This window comes from Ktedonobacter racemifer DSM 44963, assembly GCF_000178855.1.
GTDB lineage: Bacteria > Chloroflexota > Ktedonobacteria > Ktedonobacterales > Ktedonobacteraceae > Ktedonobacter > Ktedonobacter racemifer.
The window spans coordinates 2,072,849-2,094,103 of the sequence record NZ_ADVG01000003.1; the positions used below are offsets into that span (position 1 = coordinate 2,072,849).

Consider the following 21,255-nt stretch of genomic DNA (forward strand, 5'->3'; position numbering starts at 1 on the left):
TTCAAGGTTTGAACTGGTGAACGTGTGCATGAACGAAGGCAATACTTTGCTCCCCAACTCTTTGAGGATCCGAGATTACCAAATTTTGGTATTCTATTATTTGTAGAATATTCGCTCAAAAAAGCGCGGCATTGAAAAGCATCTGCCAATTCCTCCGGGTACTGTGCTCTTGTGAGACTGTACCCGGAGGAATGTCACATTATACGTTCAAGAACGCCTGCGTTGGGTTCTGTCAGAACTCAGACACCATCTTGGCATAGGGGTCGTATTTCTGGTATGCTGATCTCAGCATTCTGACGGAACGAGGAACATTGACCAATGAACTGTCCCCATTGTACAGCAACGAGCACCAGAGAACGAGCGAAGAAAACGAAACTTGGCTATGCAATGTTCTTCTGCCCACATTGCCGACATATTTTCAATGAACGAACCGGTACGCCCTTTAACTACCTTGAATTCCCCACGGACATCGTCCTCCTCGCAGTCTTGTGGCGGTTGCGCTACAAACTGAGCCTGCGTGATGTCGCCGAAATGTTCCTCGAACGCGGCTTTGTCTTTACTCATGAAGCCATCCGAGATTGGGAAACACGGTTTGCTCCACTGATCGCAGAGCAGTTACGAACCCGGCGACGTGGACAGGCGGGAAAATCCTGGTACGTCGACGAAACGTACCTTAAGGTGCATGGAAAGTGGTGCTACTTGTATCGGGCCATCGATTCTGATGGCCATCTGGTTGATTCTCGGCTGAGCGAGAAGAGGAACATGGAGGCAGCCAAGCAGTTTTTCCAGCAGGCCGTTGATGTCGTTGGCCATGTTCCCGATCAAGTGACGACGGACGGCCATACGTCCTATCCGCGGGCCATACGTGAGACGATGAGCAGCAACATCCAGCATCGAACAAACAAGTATTTGAATAATCGGTTGGAGCAAGACCATCGAGGAATCAAGCAACGCTATTATCCCATGCGTGGCTTCGGAAGCTTCGAATCAGCAGCCCGTTTCTGTTCTGTCTTTGATGAATTACGGAACTATTTCCGTTCCCGCTCTCCTATGAAAGCATTTGTCTCACTCTTACAACAACGACAAGCTTTCCTCCGACGACTTGCTGCCTTGAAAGCGTTCATACAAGTAGCCTCATAGCGAGAAACGCACAAGTAGTAGATTCTCAGGACTCCTTATGAGTTTCAGTGCTCTCAGTTCTGACACTACCCTCTGGTGGAACTGGCGTTGCGCATGGCGGTCGCTAGACGCCAGCCGGAGGTGGGGCTGCTCCATCATTCAGATAGGGGAAGCGAGTTTACGTGTGAGCGTTATCAGACTGCCTTGCGTGAGCTGGGGATTGAGGTCAGTATGAGTCGCACTGCCAATTGTTGGGAGAATGCGCCGATGGCGTCCTTCTTTGCGACCCTCGCCAAAGAGTGTACCAATCGCGTGCGTTTCCAGACCAGGCAGCAGGCCCGCTCAGCCATTTTTGAGTACCTGGAATGCTTCTATAACCCCATCCGGTTGCACTCGACACTCCAGTATGTCAGTCCACTTGCTTTCGAGCAAGCACATCAGTCAAAGAGGAGTTGATCTCCACATTTCAAGAGTCCATTTTTCTGGGTCAATTCCACTTTAACAGATCAGTTTTGTTCTTGCAACACAACCGAGTTTGTTTGGTGCAAGCATTTATTTGCTCTCTCTGCTCCTATGAAAATTTCTTGCAAGTTTTTCGCTAATCTTGTATAAATGTTTCTTTATTATGTATACTACTTTCATCGATGATGATAAATATTTTCGACGTCAGGAACGTATTTCATGCGGATCAAATTGCGTGATATTGCTGAACGCGCTCATGTTTCGACAGCTACTGTTTCCCGTGTGCTCAATAATAGCGCAAGTGTTGATGAACGTACTCGCGCTATTGTCCTGCAAGCTCTCACAGAACTTGGTTATCCAATGTATCAGGAGGGGATTCTCCAACATACTGGAAATGGGATTGTCATCGCGATACGTGGTGTCGATAGTGAGAGCGAGCCGGAGGAGCAGAAACGGGAAAGCCAGAACATTTCTAGTTTCAATACCATCGTTATTGATGGTATTGAGCGAGTCTTACGGCGTAAAGGGTTGCATATGAGCCTGCGCCGGGCTATCTGGGAGGCTCCGGCTGAAAGCGATCTGCACCATCTTACTCAGGCAGATGGTGTCGTGCTCATTGGTGGCATTATTTCCGTCCAGGTCATTGATGCCCTGGAACAAGCAAACGTTCCGTTTGTGCTCACCGCAGCCCATGTGGGCGAACGCGAGATCAACTGCGTACTGGGCGACTATATACGCGGTGCAGCGCAGGCTACCACTCAATTAGTGCGCTTGGGACACCGCCGCATCGCGTTTATCAATGGCCCCTCTATTACGACAACAAGCCAGGATAAATTGGCTGGCTATCGGCTTGGCCTGTGCGAAGCTGGTTTGGCTTATGACGCTCAATTGATCACTACGACTTCAGAATTTACCCCAAATGATGGTTACCAGTCCACACAGGACTTGCTTGCCAGAACTCGGGATTTTAGCGCTATACTCTATGCCGCTGATATGCTAGCGATTGGCGGTCTGCGCGCGCTCAAGGAAGCAAACATTCCGGTTCCCGAGCAGGTTTCAGTGATGGGTTTCTACGATGAGCCCATTACTGAGTTTACTATGCCAACGCTTTCTAGCGTGCATATTGGCTGGCAACGCATTGGCGAGATTGCGGCACAACGCCTGGTCGTTCTCCTTGAACGCCATGACGAAGAGCGTTTACGCATTTCTATTCCTACGACTGTTATTTTGCGTGATTCAACCCGGTCGGTTGGAGGGAACCTGCCGCCCACTCTTAGCTCTTAAACGACAAGACGGTGTATTGGTCTTAGCCAGTTTTTCTGATGAAAAACTGGGAAAGGAGTCTATGATGACACCACAACATGATGCTTTTACGAGAGTCAACCGCCGCACCTTTCTCTACCAGGCAGGAGGGGTAGCTCTTGCTACTTCTGCCTTACTTGCTGGCTGCGGCAGCGGTTCGGGTACTGGTGGAAACTCTGTTACGCTGAATGTCTGGGGAGGAGTCCCAGCCGAAAACGGTCCCGCAAAACTGATAGAGGCGTTTCACAAGGCGCATCCGAATATTCAGGTAAAGTACACGCGCTTCGTTAACGATGACACTGGCAATACCAAGCTTGATACAGCTCTGCAAGGCGGCACCCCTATCGATATCTATTTCTCCTATACTGTCGCTCGTATGTCTCAGCGTATCAAGGCTAATCTCGCCGTTGACCTGACTTCTTATGTGAATGGCGATAGTGACCTCTCTTCCTGGACTCAAAACAATGAGGCCATTTTTAAACCTGACAATAAATACTATAGCCTCCCTACCACTCGCGAGCCAAATTTCGTCGCGATCAACAAGAAAATGCTCGATGCCGCTGGCTTGCAAGTGCCAGCAAGCTGGACCGTGAGTGACTATCGCGAGATGGCAAAGAAACTGACGAGCACCAGCGGAGGTAAGACCGTGTATGGCGCCTATTCATCCCCTGGTCTGCCTCTCATTACTCTGGGTCCAAACGCGAATTATAAAGACGGGGGCAAAGAATCGAATTTTGACAATCCTGTCTTTAAGCAAGATTTGCAACTCCACGTCGATATGATCAAAGAGAAGAGCGCCTTTCCCTGGACCGAGGTACTGGCGCAGAATCTGCGCGCCTACGCGCAAAATCCTTTCCTGACGGGGCAGGAAGCGATGTGGATAACCTCTCCCTTCTCGCTACGTTACGTCAACGATACAAGCAAGTACCCGCACGACTTTATGACTACCTTCGCGCCGATGCCCAGACCTGACAACGCTTCTACTTTTTATAATGGTGGAAGCCTTAACAACTGGATTATGATGCATCCCAGGACAAAGAATAAGGATGCCGCCTGGACCTTCATCCGTTACTGGTTAGGCGACGGCAGCAAATATATGCTAACCGCTGGCAAGAACCCGGTGCTCCCCAACATCGATCAGGATACGCAGGTAAACGGTATCCTGGGCAGCAATAAAGCTACGCTCTATGACGTTGAGGCCTTTAAAAAGGCCGTATTTGCCCCTGACCTCAAATTCGTCACAGATACGATCACTGTGGCAGGTGCGCAAATCATGCAGATTACGCAGAGTCAGACTGATCGCTGCTTAATTGGCGAGATCAGTCCCGATCAATGGGTAAGTACAGTGAAACAGCAGTGCGACGATGCGATCAAGAAAGCAGGAGCTTGATTATGAGCACGTTGTACAACAGAGAGACAACGATGCCAGCAGAGACGAAAGAGGCGAAGGTTATTCGTAAGCGAACGGCCGCACGCGCCAGGGGAGAACCTGCCGAATGGGTTGGCTATCTCTTTATCGCCCCTAACTTCATTGGCTTTCTCTTCTTTACGTTGTTGCCACTTATCTTCGCGCTCGTGATCGCGTTCACGCGTTGGGACGTGGTTTCGGGCCTGGGTGGCATTCAATGGATCGGATTACAGAACTTTGTCACGTTGCTGCATGATCCAAACTTCTGGGAGAGCGCACGTATTACGCTCATCTATGTAGGCATCAGTGTTCCATTGACTACCGTGGCTGGGCTACTCGTAGCCCTGGCCCTGAATGGTCCGATCCCTGGGCGAGCGGTATTGCGCGTCATTTTCTTTATCCCCTTCATCGCGAACAGCGTGGCTATCGCGACGACATGGATTCTACTCTACCATCCTACCTATGGGCCAATCAATACGATCTTAAAGGCACTGGGAGTCAGTCAGCCACCTCTGTGGCTGGTCTCCTCCCAGTGGGCGCTACCAGCCCTGATCTTCATGGCGGTTTGGAGTGGCGTGGGTTACGCTTCGATTATCTATCTCGCGGCGCTTCAGGATGTGCCGCAGGAACTACACGAAGCAGCGGCGATTGATGGCGCGGGAGCCTGGGCACGTTTTCGTGTTATTACCTTGCCCTTCCTATCTCCTGCCATCTTTTTCCTGCTGGTGACCGGCTTCATCGGCGCATCGCAGAACTTTGGCATGATCAACCTGATGACGCAGGGCGGACCCGGACGCTCAACAACCGTGCTCTCTTATTATATCTATCAGAGTGGATTTCAGTTCTATCGCTTTGGCTACGCGGCGGCTATGGCCTGGGTGATGTTCCTGGCAGTCCTGTTGCTGACGCTGCTTCTATGGCGTATCCAGCGGCGAGGCATCTTCTATAGCTAGAAAGGATAGCTTATGGCAACACCCGCATTGACGCATACGAGAGCACGAAGCAGAAGCACCTGGACGATGAAGCAGCGTAAAAAGGTGCAATGGACGATTATCAGCATTGTGATGTGGCTGCTGGCAATCTTGTTCTTGCTCCCTTTCGCCTGGATGCTCATCTCATCTCTCAAGCGCGAAATTGATGTGTTTAGCATGCCAGTTCAATGGTTTCCCAACCCGCTCAACTGGGAGAATTATGTCACGGTCTGGACTGGCGAGCATCCGTTGACGATGTATATCGGGAATTCGGTAATGGTCGCCATCGTACGTGTCCTTGGAGAACTCCTCACGGCTTCCCTGGCGGCCTATGGTTTTGCACGCTTGCGCTTTCGAGGGAGAGACACGCTCTTCTTTCTCTATATCAGTACGCTCATTATTCCAGCTCAATTGCTGTTGGTACCTCGTTTTATCCTCTTCCAGCAGTTGGGCCTCTACGATACCCTCTGGGCATTGATCCTGCCAGGGATCTTTACGGCTTTAGGAACCTTTCTCCTACGCCAGTTTTTCCTGACCATTCCCCAGGAGCTGAGCGACGCGGCACGTATCGACGGCGCGAACGATTGGCATATCTACTGGCGTATTATCCTGCCCCTGGCAAAGCCCGCACTGGCCTCACTCGCCATCCTGGCCTTTGTCTGGAGCTGGAATGACTACGAGACGCCACTCGTCATGCTTACCAGCGAACCCAATTTTACCATTCCCCTGGGGTTGACAAGCTATGTTGACGAGAGTGGGGGCTTCACCGCGTCACTAATAATGGCGGGTGCCGTCTCATCCGTAGTACCCATTATCGTGGTGTTCCTGTTTATGCAACGCCAGTTTATACAGGCCCTGGCTCGCTCTGGCCTGAAGGGCTAATATACCAGGACCAGCCATAGAACTTTCTGTGGCTGGCCTCAGACATTGCATAACTCTGATAGCCGGTGTCTGATACCCGGCTATCATTAAGAGATACAGCACTGAGGAAAGGTTAACAGTATATGCATACATCAGTACGGAGGAATCACATGCTCAATATTGGCGGCGTTATACCCGGCCTGGCCGTCAAAGGTGATGCACTACCAGCACGGAGCGAAAGCGGTATTGGAGGCCTTATGACCTGGGCAGACCGCCTCTGGTTCATTACTTATGTGTCTCATACACGCACAACGGGCGCGGGAACCGGACTGTATGAGGTTGACGAGGACTTACAGATACGTAAGCGACCTGAGAGCGTTGTTGGCACCTATGCCAATCGCTTGCTTCATACGGAGACAAACCAGGTTATCCTCGGACCCCACATTATCGATGTTGAAGGGAATGTGCGCACCATCGAAGCGCTACAGGATCACCGCCTGGCGGCGACCATGAGACATCTGCATGATCCTGCCAACAAGGTCTACTTCCTGACAATGGAGGGCCTGTTTCTTGAGTTTGACCTTAATACCTTCAATATCGAGCAACTTTATGATCTAACACAGGAACTACAGATTCCACGGGGCGCACAACCGCATTTCAAGTCGGGCCACACCAGCCATGGACGTGTGGTTGTTACCAATAACACCTATGATGAGCGCGACTTCGCGGGAACACAGGCGGCTGGTCGCCTGGCCGAGTGGGATGGCGAGCGCTGGACAATTCTAGAGCGCACAGGTTTCAACGAGGTTACGGGTCGCATGAATTTTGGAAGCGCGATCTTTGCCACCGGCTGGGATAAGGCATCGGCAATCTTGCGCGTCTTTACGGATGGCTCCTGGTCGCGCTATCGCCTTCCCAAGGGGTCGCATACCTTTGACCATTTCTGGCAGACCGAGTGGCCCCGCATCCGCGAGGTAGAGCATGAACGCTTCCTGATGGACTGCCACGGTATGTTCTACGAGCTCTCGCCGACCACCTACGGTGGCAAGGTCTGGGGGGTACGGCCAATCTCTACCCATCTGCGCGTTGTTCCTGACTTCTGTGCTTTCCGCGGCTTCCTCGTCATGGGTGGAAATCAGGTCACGCCAACGCACGATAGTAACTTACTAGCGGGCGAACCTCAGGCGGGTCTCTGGTTTGGAAAAACAGACGACCTGTGGCAGTTTGGCAAACCCAGGGGTTGGGGTGGCCCCTGGTGGGAGGCACCAGTGAAATCAGATGTCCCCTCCGACCCCTACCTGATGACCGGGTTCGAACATAAAGGACTTCACCTCTATCATGACGCACCTCAGACCGTTGACATTACCATTGAGGTCGATTTCCTGGGAACCCAGAACTGGCAAACTTATGACACGCTCAGCATACCCGCAGGCAAGTACGTCCACCACGAGTTTCCGACTGCCTTTAGCGCTCATTGGGTACGTTTTACGAGCAATACAACATGTAACGCAACTGCCTATTTAATGTATAACTAGAAAGAAGGAGTGAGCAATGCCGATGCAGCAGGAAGCGCCAGTCGCGAGGCGCGCTTATCGTAGTAAAGAGCTACAGTGCGACCTGGTTATTATTGGTGGAGGTATGTCGGGCGTCTGCGCCGCTATTACCGCAGCCCGGGCGGGGGTGAAGGTGACACTAGTGCAGGACCGCCCGGTATTGGGCGGCAATGCGTCGAGCGAGGTACGCCTCTGGGTGCTGGGCGCGACCTCTCACATGGGCAATAACAATCGCTGGGCGCGTGAGGGAGGTATTCTTGATGAGCTTCTAGTCGAGAATCTCTATCGCAACCCTGAGGGAAACGCAATCATCTTTGATACGATTCTGCTAGAGAAAGTGACTGTTGAGCCGAACATTACATTGCTCTTAAATACCGCTTTAATCGATATTACGAAAACGCAACCTGATCGCGTTGATGCCATCCAGGCCTTTTGTAGCCAGAACTCGACAATGTACCATGTGCATGCACCTCTCTTCTGTGACGCCTCCGGCGATGGTGCACTGGCATTCCTGGCGGGTGCAGCCTTTCGCATGGGGGCGGAGTCCCGCCAGGAATTTGACGAGGGCTTCGCGCCAGATGCCGAATATGGAGATCTCCTTGGGCATTCCATCTACTTCTATAGCAAAGATGTTGGTAAGCCAGTTACCTTTATGCCCCCAGCATATGCCCTGGAAGATATCACGAGGATACCGCGCTTCCGTAGCTTCAACACGAAGGATTATGGCTGCCGACTCTGGTGGATGGAGTATGGCGGTCGCCTGGACACAGTACATGAAACAGAGACGATCAAGTGGGAGCTGTGGAAGACTGTTTATGGCGTCTGGAACTATATCAAGAACTCGGGCAAGTTTCCCGAGGCAGAGACCCTTACCCTGGAGTGGGTAGGTTCCATTCCAGGGAAGCGTGAGAGCAGACGCTTCGAGGGCGATTACATGCTGAACCAGCGGGATATCGTTGAGCAACGCCATCACCATGATGCTATTGCCTTTGGTGGTTGGTCGATTGACCTGCATCCAGCGGATGGCGTATTTAGCGAGCGTCCTGGCTGTAATCAGTGGCATGCCCGTGGCGTTTACCAGATTCCTTATCGCTGTTTGTATAGCAGGAATGTCCATAACCTTTTCCTGGCGGGTCGCATCATGAGCGCCTCGCATGTCGCGTTTGGCTCTTCTCGCGTGATGGCGACATGTGCTTATGCCGCGCAAGCAGTGGGCATGGCTGCAGCGATCTGTATGCGACAAAACCTTCTTCCTGCTGCTCTTAGTGAAACCGAGTATACGCGGCAACTGCAACGCGATCTCATACGGAGCGGACAACATATCCCTGGCTTCCGTCTGGATGATCCCGACGATCTGGTGAAGCAGGCTCGCATAAGTGCCTCCAGTGAGCTACGGCTAGCCGAACTGCCAACTAATGGACCTCTGATTCCACTGACCAGTGCGTGGGCGCAGATGCTTCCTATCGTAGCTGGCCCCATGCCCACTCTCACCCTGATAGCTGATGTCGCTGAAGCAACCACGTTACGGGTTGAACTGCGCACAAGTGATCGGCCCGATAACTGCACACCAGACGTAATGCTCGGAGCACTTGACATCGCCCTGGAAGCGGGAGCGCATCAGGAAATCGCAGTCAATTTTCCGGTCACTATTGATGAACCACGCTACGTCTTTCTGTGTGCCATGCGGAACGAGCAGGTCGCATTATACGGAAGTGAGCAACGGCTCACAGGCATTCTCTCAGCAAAATATAGTCGGACGCAAGAGCCAGCAGAGGACATCGGTGTCGAGACGTTTGAGATGTGGCAACCCCAGAGGCGACCTGGAGGACATAACTTTGCGTTACATTGTGAGCCACCACTGACCGTCTTTAGCCCGACCAATGTAGCGAATGGGATAGCGAGACCTACGAGTCAGCCAAATGCCTGGGTTGCAGCACTCAACGATCCATTGCCCACCCTGGAACTACGTTGGGAACAACCCCAGCGTATCAGGCGAATAGAGCTTGCCTTCGACACGGATTTTGATCATCCGATGGAATCGGTGCTTATGGGGCATCCTGAACGCGTTATGCCCTTTTGTGTCAAGCATTATCGTCTCTGCGCGGGTGAGCAACTCATTGTCGAGAACACAGATAATCACCAGACACGCAATACGGTCACACTCAAGGAACCGATCACGACGGACTGCCTCTCCATCCATTTGTTAAAGCAACATGGAGAAGTTTCCGCTGCTCTCTTTGAGATCCGCTGCTACGCTGAATAATAATGCTCAGAGCCGCTTAGCAATATAGGGCCCTCGAGTATTAACGGACCGAATTACCACGCTAAGCGCTTAGCGTGGTAATTCGGTCCGTTAATACTCGAGGGCCCTTACCCTAAAGGAACAAAGCGCCCACAGAAAGGGAAGCAGACAGGGGTATTGTCAACTTAAAAACATAGCTGAACAATGTGCTAGAATAGCTTCATGAAAGCAACCTCCACTGCTCCAACCTATAAAGGTTTTCGCTTCCCACCTGAAATTATCAGCCATGCAGTTTGGCTGTATTTCCGTTTCTCGCTCAGTTTTCGTGATATTGAAGAGATCATGGCCGAGCGTGGGATAGCGCTAACCGATGAAACAATTCGGCAATGGTGCTTGAAATTCGGCCAGACATATGCCAATGAATTGAAGTGCCGCCGAAAGCAGATGGGAGACAAGTGGCACCTGGATGAAGTCTTTCTCAAAATCAATGGGAAGCAGCATTATTTGTGGCGCGCTGTCGATCAGTATGGCAATGTACTCGATATCCTGGTACAGAGTCGGCGCAACAAACACGCTGCCAAGAAGTTTTTCCGCAAGCTTCTCAAAAGGTTGCACCACGTCCCACGAGTGATCATTACCGATAAATTGAAGAGCTATGGAGCAGCAAAACGCGAGCTCTTGCCTGGCGTGGAGCATCGGCAACACAAAGGATTGAACAATCGAGCGGAAAATTCCCACCAGCCAACGCGGCTACGAGAGAAGAAAATGCGGCACTTCAAATCAGCCAAGCAGGCCCAACGCTTTCTCTCAGCCTTCGAACCCATAACTGGGCATTTCCAGTTGCGCAGGCACCGCTTGAGCGCCAGGGAATACCGTATCATTCTACAGGGCAGATTCCTGGAATGGAACGAGATAACCGCAGGAAAACTCATCACATAACAGCCACCCCTCCCCAGTATTTCGCTGTCTTCAGTATCTCTCTTCTTTATAACTCAGCAATAATCTCCGCTCTTACAAATAAGTTGACAATACCTCAAAAACGGCTGGTGTTTGGGAGAGCCAACTTCGATTTATTGCGGCTTCGGGTGCTCTGTCGTGTTTGATGTCACTGAAGAACCTATCCTATGAAAGGACCTCTGTGTTTCCTCGCGGTACCGCTCCAAATGGTGGAAGTTCCCTGTTGCCTGGCATTCTTCGATGTATGCCATCGCATCCTGTGCCCATTCTTCCTGGATGGATTGGAGATACCTTACTGTGGGAGAAACACCAGCGCCGACCAGAAATTGGACATCAAAACCACACCAGGTGTCAAAGATCGTCGTTTTGGCCTCCCACAACAGACGTACGTCTTCTACGTGAGCAAGAACAGAGAGGAGAAAACCACACAAACGGATGCTCTCAAACAGGCTCCATGCACTTTCATGGTAGGCAATTTCTTGTTCCAGGAGAAAGCGGATGAGGGATTGGGATTGCCCTGCTTTAGAAGAGTACCTGAAGCGAAGAGAAGAAGGAAGAGTATTCATCTTTAGCAGAGGAAGCACGAACAGGACTAAAAAACTGTGATTGTTATCTGCACGGGGGCCCCTGCAGATAACAATCACAGTTTTGCACTGTACGTATCTCCATTGGTGTGGGAGAGCTCAATAGCAATCTCAGATCTTGGAGACGATCTCCTCTTCATCAACAGGTTCTTTGCCTGCTGGACCCTATAGTGCATCCATGCTATTTGGCATGCCGCCGTAAAACTGCGGTATGAGGACGAGAGTCATCATGCAGAAGAAGAGAATCACTTTTGAAATCGTTGTCGCGTATTCCCAGTGCCCTCAAAAGGCCTTCTTTCTTCTTTGTACTGACGAGCAGGGAACGCCACACGAGTATAGAGATATGTTAGATCAGCAAAAGGACCGCAACGGACAAATTACATCAACACACTTAAAGTACATAAGCAATCTTCTCGCGAAGAGCCCTTGCATCTTGGAAATGACCTCTTCAGTAAAGGTCAAGCACCATGACACCTCTTGAATTTCCGACCACTACCGCAAGGGCAAGGTTCATTCCGGCTCGCACGTTCATAGCGTCGCTGGAGTGCAGATTCTTCCTGAGCCAGGTAGTACATGATATTTGCAGGTGGCCTGTGTGCACGCAATTCTTGCGCCATCATCTTCATCGGACGATCAATATGTTTAAAAAAGGCCTTATATCCCGCACAGAGATAGTTCAATCCCGGTTCACCATCAGGAGTCGTGAGCGTGCGATCCTTGGGGCAGCCTCCATTACAGATAAAACGCACCTCGCATTCCCGGCAGTAGCGGGGTAAGGTATCTCGTTTCGCTTGACCAAAGCGGCGCTGCTGCTCGCTTCCCACCAGTTGGGCAAGGGGAATAAATTGCATATTCCCCAGTTTGTACTTTGGTTCAACGTAATGATCACAGGAGTAGATATCACCATTATGCTCCATGGCGAGTGCCGTTCCACATGTCTCTCCAAAGATACACAAACCTGGATGATTCCCCGACCAGGCGGCCAGGGCTTCATCGAAGATTTGCACAAACACCTGTCCGACATCATGACGAACCCATTCATCAAAAACGACGGAGAGAAACTGTCCATATTGCTCACCAGTCACCGAACGTGGCGTAATATAATCACCTTCTTGGAAGCCGGTCTCATTGTCACGCTCGACAATTGGGATAAACTGGATAAACTGGGTCCCCACTTCATCACGGAGGAAACGATAGACTTCCAATGGATGCTCGGCATTAGCAGCATGTAGTGTCGTGAGAATATTAAATTCAACCTGGTGCTTTTTCAGCAGAGCGATACCGGTCATGACGCGATCAAAGGTCGCGTTTCCTCCTTTATCGACACGATAGATATCGTGGAATTCCCGCGGGCCATCCAGGCTCACGCCTATAAGGAAATGCTGCTCGCGAAAAAATTGACACCAGTCATCATCAAGCCGGGTGGCATTCGTTTGCAATGCATTATAGATGCGCATACCAGGACGGCTATATTTCTGCTGATAGCTCACCGCGAGCCGGAAAAAGTCGAGTCCCATTAAGGTGGGTTCGCCTCCCTGCCACGCAAACGTCACCTCTGGTACACTCTGTGCTTCAATGTACTGACGAATATACTCTTCTAATAAGTCATTGGACATGCGAAAACGACTTCCAGGGTAGAGCAGTTCTTTCGATAAAAAGTAACAGTACGCACAATCCAGATTGCAGATAGCCCCTCGTGGCTTCGTCATGATATGAAAAGCCGGAGGGGTGAGAGGCGTGGCCTCAGCAGATACATCTACCATGGTGTGGTTCCTTTCCATGAACAACCTTTGCTTGCCCGGCTCAACTACTCGCTCCTAGGAACAGGACCCCCTTACGGACCAACGTCGATGCCGTTTCCCGCTTGCCTTGTGGCTAGATGCCCTTGCATAGCCATGTGGTAACGAGGTGAGGCAATTGGTCCCTGTAGCAAAGGATCTTGCGTCTCCTCCATCCACGACCACAGACGTCGGTCCAACTCCCACTGTATGTCAGCTACTTCAGGATGCCCCGCCAGATTGTCTTGCTCAAGGGGATCAGCCGAGAGATCATAGAGCTCAATCAACTGCTGGCGCTGGCTGGTGTACCGACCAGGATCGCTACAAAAGATCGGACCCTGTTGTATGTCTCCAGGGACCTCTATTGAGAAATTGACCTCGAAATTGCGGATATATTTGAACCGCTCGGTGCGAATACACCTCATGGGATCGTAATAGCTGTGAAAATTCTTCTCGGCATAAATCTCCTTCCGCGCTCGATGTGGCTCATTGCGCAAGAGCGCCAGGAAAGAGATCCCCTGCACCTCCACGGGAATGGGGCATCGAGCGGCCTCTAGTATGGTTGGCAAAACGTCAAGGTTGCTCACCATTTCCGTAACCACCCTGCCCGCTGGCACTCCCCCTTCAGGCCAACGGACAATCTGCGCGATGCTGATTCCAGGATCGTAAAGGGTACATTTTGCACGAGGCATAGGCAATCCATGATCAGCATTGAAGATGACAAGCGAACGGTGCGACAGGTCTGCCTGATCCAATGCGTCAAGTATACACCCAATGGCATGATCTACCTCACGAATAGCTCCCTGTAAAGCTGCCATCTCCTCCCGGGCCTCAGGAATCTGAGGAAGATACGGTGGCACCCATACACCTGCCGAGGTATCGGCTTCCACTCCACCAAAATCGTATGGCCGATGCGGTTCAAAGAAGTTGATCTCCACGTAGAGTGGGCTCTGCGGCTGTGGGCCGTGGAGGAATTCCTCCACGGCTACACTCACCTTCCGTGCGGTAGAGGACTCCGTTCCTCCACCATGCCCTGTTCCTTGTGCATGCAGGTACTGAAAACCCAGACGGTGAGCATTCTGCGTCACATGCTGCAATCCGAACAGATGCGTCTCGTAACCGTGCTCCGCCATCCTCGCAGCTGCATGTTTTTCCTCAGGATACAGATCCCAGCCTAAATGCGAGAGACCCATAACGCCATTATTGTGCGCATAGCGACCGGTCGCCAGACTAGCTCGGCTCGGACTGCACTGAGGAGCGGTGCAGAAGGCCCGGTCGAATCTGGTACCTTCTACCGCCAATCTATCAAGGTTTGGCGATTGTACACTCTCTACACCATAGCAGCCAAGATGCTGCCCAAGATCATGACATGTGACTACAAAGATATGCGGTTTCCCTCCATTCATACTCTGACATCGCTTTCTTGCTGACTTCCAAGAGATGGAGACGCGATAGGATGTTGACTATGCCGACGCAGATCAGCCTCAATTTGCTCCAAACTCCGGCCTTTCGTTTCAGGTACTAGACCAAGCACGAAAAAGAAAGAAAGAATCCCTACCCCGGCAAAGACAAAAAAGACAATGGAAATTCCAGTCGCGGCCAATGCAACCGGGAACACCAGGCCAACAAGAAAGTTCGCCAACCAGTTAAAGACCAGAACCAGACCCATAGCGGTCCCCCGGACGTTGAGCGGGAGGAGTTCTGAGACCACTACACGCATACAAACGCCCCAACTTATCCCAAATGAGACCACGAAGAGGGAGAGGCAGACCAGTGTCGCCCCAGCCACAACACTGCTTCCATGAGGAAGGGCAAGAGTGGTAATGCCCAGAATTGCCATCGTTACAACCATGCCGACACAACCCACAAGAAGCAAACGTTTACGACCTACGCGGTCTATGATGGATAACGCGATGATAGTCACAATCACGTTCAATGCGCCGATACCAAAATTCGCGATAATCGATGCCGTCTGACCAAATCCGACCGAGACAAGTGTTGTCGGCGCATAGAAGATGATCGAGTTAATCCCCATAAACTGCGACAGCACTGACAGCCCAAGGGTGGCGATCAACGCCAGGCGCAGACCAGGTCCGGTTAGTTCACGTAACACCTCCCAGAAGCTTCGTGTTACTTTTTGAGATTCGATAGCCTCAATCTCATGCAACTCAGTCTCAGGCTCTGCGCGTCCCATATGACGAAATACGGCTACCGCTTCCTGTATTCTCCCCTGCTTGACCAGCCAGCGAGGACTCTCAGGCAAGAAGAACAGTCCTATGAAGAGAATGAGCGAGGGAATGGCCCCCAATCCAAGCATCCAACGCCAGGCGGACCATGGTGAGAGTCCATAATCAACCAGATAGGCGCCCATAATACCACAAACGACCATCATCTGACCCAGGGAAGCGATTTTTCCACGCATTTCGGTGGGAGCCATTTCTGCCAGATAGACCATTACGACGACTGCCGATGCTCCTACACCAAGCCCCATCACAAAACGGGAGAAGATCAGCCAGCCTACGTCGGGAGAAAGGGCGGCTCCAATCGCTCCCAGGATGAAGACGATGGCCATTACTTTCAGTATCGGCCGCCGTCCAAAACGATCAGAGAGCACACCTGCACATCCTACTCCAATTGCCGCCCCCAGGAGGAGCGAACTCACAACCCACCCCTGCACAAAGGGAGTCAGATTCATATCTTTCTTGATAAAAAGTAACGCGACTCCGATGACTCCGGTGTCAAATCCAAACAGGAATTCACCTAACGCGCCGAAGAAGTACACCATGAATGTAAAACGTCTTCCAGCAGTTAACGATGCTTGCGATTGGTTCATACAATGAACCTCCTGTTATTTTACTGTTCTACTCTGACGATTGAGAGGCTACGCCTCCCGTTGATCAGCTTTGATTGGCACGACATCGCTCGTCTCTTGATAGAAGGTCAACAGACGATCTTTGAGCATGTCTCTCACGGAGGCAAATGCAGGATCATCAATACGATTGCATTGCTCGTAGGGATCGGTGTGCAGGTCGTAAAGCTCATCCTTCTCATAGAGTCGACGTACATATTTGAAATCCTTTGTACGGCACATGACAGCTTTGGTATGTTCTGTTCCCTCACGACGCTGGAGGCTGAGACGTGGCCAGTACAGACCCTGCTTATTCTGATCGTTGACACTCTCTAATTCCATCGCCTGGGTTTCCTGATGGAGTCTGCCCCCTTCACAGAAAACAGCATCCCGTCCTTGTGCTGTCTCATCGGCAAGGAGCGGTAAGAGAGAGCGGCCAAAATGCGTGTGGCGCACGGGAATTCCGGTCAATGCCTCAACAGTTGCGGGCACATCGATCAGTTCAACCAGGGTATCACGTACCCCTGGCGTGATGGGGACCGAGGCAGGTGGCTTGATCAGTAAAGGAACACGCGTCAGACAATCCTCAAAGGTGTTCTGCGTTTTCTCAACGAGTCCATAATCGCCGGTAAAGTCACCATGATCGGAGAAGAAGAGGATGGCTGTATCGTCATACATACCTTCCTCGCGTAGAGCGTCAAGCACAAGTTTGAGTTGATGGTCCACTCTCGCACACATGCCATAGTAGGTGGCACGCAGTTCGGCCCAGCGATCTTCTGTCCATGACTGTAATCGCTGGTTTTCCGCAATTCCTTTGAGCATTGCTGGCTTGCCTTGCCAGTCTGTCGGTGATGGAATACGCGGGGGCACCTTCGATCTGTCTATCAGACTAAACCAGGGATCTTCTACGGTGTACGGTGGATGCGGATCCCACAAGGGGAGATAAAGACAAAGTGGCTGATCGTCTTGCTTATGCTGCCGGATTGCCTCTATGGCTCCCTCTATCATGGCCCAATCGCTATCATAGACATGGGCTTCACCCGGAGCAGGCTCCGCCCGTCCCGCGAGAAAGGAATAATAAGTATCGCTCTCAGGATCATCACGCCACTCTTTTTCAGACAATACACCCCATGTAGGAAGAGGAGAGCGAGCAGGATGATATTTCACGTCGCAGTATGCATCAAAGCCATTCTGTGCCGGCACGACGTCGTTTTTTCCACCCCACCAGACAAAATACCCCTCGTCCTTCAGCGTTTTGAGCAACATCGGTTCATCTGGTTGCAGCATGTGGAACATGGTGCGATGACCCCTGACATGTGGATACCAACCCGTCATGAAGGAGCACCGACTGGGCGTGCAGACAGGATTCTGACAATAGGCTTGGCTGAATGCGACTGCCTCGGTTTCCACGAGATGGTCAAGTGTCGGTGTGACAGCCGCCGGATTTCCCACGTACCCCGCTACATCTCCACGCCACTGATCAGGATTAAAAAGAACAATATGTGGTCGTTTTGTTTTCAACTCTTCTCCCTCTTGTGTAGATCATGTTTAGCTATCCCTGCTTACGACTATGGGAATTTTTTGCAGCCAATTGAACTGGCCTTCCATCGACCTCGACGAAAAGTCCGAGATTGCAGGGATAGCAATGTCCAAGGCATTTGACTTCCTCTATATGCGTCTCGCCTTTATCCACTTCAATACCGCAGGATCTCATGCACTCGCGTAGATCTTCGCTGGCTCCTGGCAGGTAAATATCCAGATTTGTCAAACATACACGAATATGCATCATTACCTCCTTGCCAGACCTAGCCGAGCCCATTGTTCTTCAGGTGCGTCTAATTTCTCCATCGATGCACTCATTAGTTGCTTCATATGCGCCAATACTGCGCGATTAGTGTTCTTCTTGTCGGACTGCTGCAATGGATCTGACGCGATGTGATAGAGTTCGTCTTCTGGTTTCTGGATGTGAGTTCGATAATCTTCAGGTCGCCTGAGCATAGCTGGTGCCGCATGACCGGGATGCGCGTTTTCGTATTGTACCGGGAAGCGGTTACCGTCCCAGATCTTTAAGCGTTCCTTCGCATCCTCTGAAAAGTTTTGCTGGCCAAAATCCCAATTGTTGTAATGTGACCGTGTATACCAATACAATGGATGATTGCCTTCCCGGGGCTTTTTCACCAACAGCCATTCACCATCGGTACAATACATGGGTCCACCAAAGACGCCAAAGAGAATTTCATGACGAGAGCGAATGTCGTCTCCAGCAGAAGCGCCTGCCTGCCAGAGCGGAAGGAGACTGCATCCTTGTATGCTCTGAGGCACGTGTATTTCCAGCGCATCAAGAATCGTGGGGGTGAGATCCGCCATCTGAACAAGCTCGTTGTAGACTGTTCCTGGTGCAATACCCGGTGCCTGTACCAGCAACGGCGTGCGTGCGATATCGTGATAGAGAATGCGAGCATGTTTTCCGACCCAGTTGTGTTCTCCAAACAGGAAACCGTGGTCGCTTGTCACAATGACCATCGTATCTTCCAGCAGGTTGAGCTCTTGTAATTTACGATAGAACTTCCCAAACCAATGGTCGACATAGGTAACTTCTCCACAGTACAGAGCATGAATTTGCTTTAATTCATCCGGTGAGAATCGATCTGCGGTCCCATAGCGCGGCCAGATGATCGACTCGCCCTGGTAACCTGGATTGTAGAGATCCGCATAACTGGCGGGGGGATCAAACGGTTCGTGAGGATCAAAATTATCAATGAGTAGAAAGAAGTCCTCTAACGTTTGATTATGTTCAACCCAATCCATCGCCTTCTGAAAGACCTGACCCGCGAAATAATCTTCTTCGGCACGAAAATGTTTGGTATTCCGCCTGTATTTGGCCCAGTTCCGATTTAATTTCTCTGGCGAGGCGGGATAATCAATAGGAATATCCGCATTGGTAATCCAGTTATCCGCTTCTTGCCCACGGATCATCTCAACGCCGTCAAAACCAAAGTGGTAGTTCCCAGAACCATACTGCCAGAGGTGATAATGGTCAGTAATAAGCATCGAGACATGCTCATGCTGTTTCACCAATGTCACAAGGTCATCTTGATCATACTCTAGTGGTGACCATCCTCTCCGTAGAAAGTTTAGCCTCCCCGTCCATAGATCCTGCCGGGCAGGCATACATGGATAAGATCCAATATAGGCGTTATCGAATCGTGCACCACCGCGTGCAAATGCTTCCAGATTCGGCGTTTGAATCCATGGGTTGCCATAACACGACATATGATCACGTCGAAATGTATCCATCATTATACAAATGACATTCATCTGAATCGAGGCAGGAGCCCCCCGCATTCATGCGCGGGGAGGAATGCCGAGTCCTTACAAGGCGCATGGGTGGCGGGGGTCTGCCCTCTCCTTTCCGGTTTTACTACACTGTTTGAGAATAAGAACTTATACGCTGAGAACAGGCTAGAGCAAAGGCACTCCTCTGCACAGCACGAGAAACGGTTTGTGATGCATGGATACCTGCATCAGCCAGACTGTTCAGCATGCCAGGATCGGCATGGGGCCAAAGCCCTACTCGCTAGCTCAACCTGTGAGTACCCTTTCCTGGTGGGGCGACTCTCTGCGGAGAGTACCGCTTGGTTGAAGCGGCCTGTCACCCGTCCTAACGGTGTTCAGGCTCGTCCTGAATGCTAATGCGTCCACCCCTGGTCCCCTGGTAGAGGGAGGTGAGGTGCAAGCCTCTAACTTTAGCTATGGGGTCTGGTGACTGATCTTCCTTTACTACATGTCTCTATAGTCAAATCCTTATGCGCTCTTCAACAATCACGCAGTGAAAAGTCCAACACGAACTCATAGCGTCGTGTCTCTTGAGGCTGAAGTTGCGGCAACGTGCCTTGCTCGCGATGCAAAGCTCGTCCTTCGGTTGAGGTATTCCCCGGTTCAAATCCAAGAACATATTCCCCTCTGGCAGCATTTTTCCATTGCGTAAGAAACGGGCACGCTTCACGCAGATAGCGAATGCTGGCCCGCAGCGTTTTTTCTTGCTCGTTCCATCTGATCTTATTTTCCACGGAGACTTCTATCCAACCATGCTCTCCCCGTATTCCTTCGTGAAGGAGCACGGTCGGTGCCGCATCGGACGGCTCCTGAAAACGATCCCAAGCTGTGACGGGTCCATCCCCCTGAATCCAGCGTCTCGTGCGCGCTTCTGGAATGAAGATGCGACATGTCTCGCTGATTAGCGGAAAACCAAGATTAAAGTGATAGAGGATCATATGGTCAATCGGAGTGAATGCCTCATTGGTGACCTCATCCACGATACTGATGCGGTTCGTTCCCATGGCAGTTCGAATCGTTCGGGTGAGCGTGATGTTTTCCCCAACCGCTGACGATTGTCGTACTCGTCCCTGAAATATCAACTCGTATGCATCGCTGGTTTGTACTGCTTCCGAGCGTAACAACTCTGCCGGGATAAAAGAAACTCTCCCATGTAATCCGAGCGCTTCACCTTGATCCATATTCGGTTTACCCATATAGGTCAGACCACATGTGGCTAACAAACCTCCTTCAAAACCCCGATTCCACTCCCGACCATCTTTTTCGTAGAAATGCGGTGCAACTGGTCCCGTAGCTGATAACCAACTCACAGGGACTCCATAGAGCTCGCATAAGCCAAGATCAAAGGCTCGGCTGATAGAAATCTGGAAGGAAAGACCGGTTCCATTTCGAACAAGAAGGACCTCATTGCCGTGCCCGCGCCCCTCTTGCAAGAGGACCCGTTGATACCCGGCAAGTTGCCTTAGATTCCCAACTCTTTGTCGCAGATCTGCTATCGTGGAAACGCCATATCCCAGCGTCATGGTTATTACTCCCTTCTGCCAACCACTTGTATGAAAGAAAAATACTTTTCAAATCTCCAAAGTGCTCTACCTGGAAAATATGGATGCATTCTACAAAGTCAAGCGTTGAAATTGCTCCTGCGGCGCTCCACTCTCGATGAATGGATCTCACAATGCTCCGGTTAAGCGCTCCACTTGATCTGAGTATCGGCCTGCACGATCATTTGGATCTTCTTCCCTATTACTCAACCTGATTGATTCTAACCACGAGGAATAATGGACCGTAGCAAAACTTGTCCGACTCAGAATGCAGAGAGGACTGTTGGGGTAGA

15 protein-coding genes are annotated in these 21,255 nt (G+C 51.1%); 9 read left to right on the top strand and 6 right to left on the bottom strand.

The annotated features are described in order from the left end of the window. Nucleotides 1-318: 318 nt before the first annotated feature. The 9 genes from KRAC_RS38010 to KRAC_RS38050 all read left to right on the top strand — a co-directional run bounded on the left by KRAC_RS38010 (nucleotide 319) and on the right by KRAC_RS38050 (nucleotide 10,857). Nucleotides 319-1,140, top strand: a complete 822-nt coding sequence (locus tag KRAC_RS38010; protein WP_007916578.1) for an IS6 family transposase — start codon at nucleotides 319-321, stop codon at nucleotides 1,138-1,140. A 75-nt stretch (nucleotides 1,141-1,215) separates the two neighbouring features. Next, nucleotides 1,216-1,575 (top strand): IS3 family transposase, encoded by a 360-nt coding sequence (locus KRAC_RS38015; RefSeq protein ID WP_274532153.1) that lies wholly within the window; start codon nucleotides 1,216-1,218, stop codon nucleotides 1,573-1,575. Between the two features lie 225 nt (nucleotides 1,576-1,800). Then, on the top strand, nucleotides 1,801-2,865 hold the full coding sequence (locus KRAC_RS38020) for a LacI family DNA-binding transcriptional regulator (RefSeq protein ID WP_007916580.1): 1,065 nt from the start codon (nucleotides 1,801-1,803) through the stop codon (nucleotides 2,863-2,865). 61 nt (nucleotides 2,866-2,926) lie between these two features. After that, nucleotides 2,927-4,273 (top strand): extracellular solute-binding protein, encoded by a 1,347-nt coding sequence (locus tag KRAC_RS38025; protein ID WP_040445670.1) that lies wholly within the window; start codon nucleotides 2,927-2,929, stop codon nucleotides 4,271-4,273. A gap of 2 nt (nucleotides 4,274-4,275) precedes the next feature. Continuing rightward, nucleotides 4,276-5,244 (top strand): carbohydrate ABC transporter permease, encoded by a 969-nt coding sequence (locus KRAC_RS38030; protein WP_007916584.1) that lies wholly within the window; start codon nucleotides 4,276-4,278, stop codon nucleotides 5,242-5,244. 12 nt (nucleotides 5,245-5,256) lie between these two features. After that, complete coding sequence (locus KRAC_RS38035) at nucleotides 5,257-6,144, top strand: carbohydrate ABC transporter permease (protein WP_007916585.1); 888 nt, start codon at nucleotides 5,257-5,259, stop codon at nucleotides 6,142-6,144. Nucleotides 6,145-6,266: 122 nt separating this feature from the next. After that, on the top strand, nucleotides 6,267-7,658 hold the full coding sequence (locus KRAC_RS38040) for a hypothetical protein (protein ID WP_040445671.1): 1,392 nt from the start codon (nucleotides 6,267-6,269) through the stop codon (nucleotides 7,656-7,658). Between the two features lie 22 nt (nucleotides 7,659-7,680). Continuing rightward, nucleotides 7,681-9,939 carry an FAD-dependent oxidoreductase gene (locus KRAC_RS38045; RefSeq protein ID WP_040446627.1) on the top strand — a complete coding sequence of 753 codons (2,259 nt, stop codon included), beginning with the start codon at nucleotides 7,681-7,683 and terminating at the stop codon, nucleotides 9,937-9,939. A gap of 201 nt (nucleotides 9,940-10,140) precedes the next feature. Then, the gene (locus tag KRAC_RS38050) at nucleotides 10,141-10,857 is read left to right on the top strand and encodes an IS6 family transposase (RefSeq protein WP_007916590.1); all 717 of its coding nucleotides are present in this window, start codon (nucleotides 10,141-10,143) and stop codon (nucleotides 10,855-10,857) included. A 1,060-nt stretch (nucleotides 10,858-11,917) separates the two neighbouring features. On the opposite strand, the gene KRAC_RS38065 is transcribed toward KRAC_RS38050, so the two are convergent. The 6 genes from KRAC_RS38065 to KRAC_RS38095 all read right to left on the bottom strand — a co-directional run bounded on the left by KRAC_RS38065 (nucleotide 11,918) and on the right by KRAC_RS38095 (nucleotide 20,944). Next, nucleotides 11,918-13,222 carry an anaerobic sulfatase maturase gene (locus KRAC_RS38065; RefSeq protein ID WP_007916595.1) on the bottom strand — a complete coding sequence of 435 codons (1,305 nt, stop codon included), beginning with the start codon at nucleotides 13,220-13,222 and terminating at the stop codon, nucleotides 11,918-11,920. Nucleotides 13,223-13,293: 71 nt separating this feature from the next. Then, complete coding sequence (locus KRAC_RS38070) at nucleotides 13,294-14,643, bottom strand: sulfatase family protein (protein ID WP_007916597.1); 1,350 nt, start codon at nucleotides 14,641-14,643, stop codon at nucleotides 13,294-13,296. Continuing rightward, nucleotides 14,640-16,070 carry a sugar porter family MFS transporter gene (locus KRAC_RS38075; protein WP_007916601.1) on the bottom strand — a complete coding sequence of 477 codons (1,431 nt, stop codon included), beginning with the start codon at nucleotides 16,068-16,070 and terminating at the stop codon, nucleotides 14,640-14,642. Before KRAC_RS38075 ends, KRAC_RS38070 begins: the two co-directional genes overlap by 4 nt. Before the next feature lie 48 nt (nucleotides 16,071-16,118). Beyond that, nucleotides 16,119-17,606 carry a sulfatase family protein gene (locus KRAC_RS38080; RefSeq protein WP_007916603.1) on the bottom strand — a complete coding sequence of 496 codons (1,488 nt, stop codon included), beginning with the start codon at nucleotides 17,604-17,606 and terminating at the stop codon, nucleotides 16,119-16,121. Between the two features lie 267 nt (nucleotides 17,607-17,873). After that, a complete protein-coding gene (locus KRAC_RS38090; RefSeq protein WP_075164455.1) occupies nucleotides 17,874-19,430 on the bottom strand; it encodes a sulfatase-like hydrolase/transferase in 1,557 nt (518 codons plus the stop codon). Between the two features lie 470 nt (nucleotides 19,431-19,900). Then, nucleotides 19,901-20,944 carry an aldose 1-epimerase family protein gene (locus KRAC_RS38095; RefSeq protein ID WP_007916608.1) on the bottom strand — a complete coding sequence of 348 codons (1,044 nt, stop codon included), beginning with the start codon at nucleotides 20,942-20,944 and terminating at the stop codon, nucleotides 19,901-19,903. Nucleotides 20,945-21,255 lie beyond the last annotated feature (311 nt).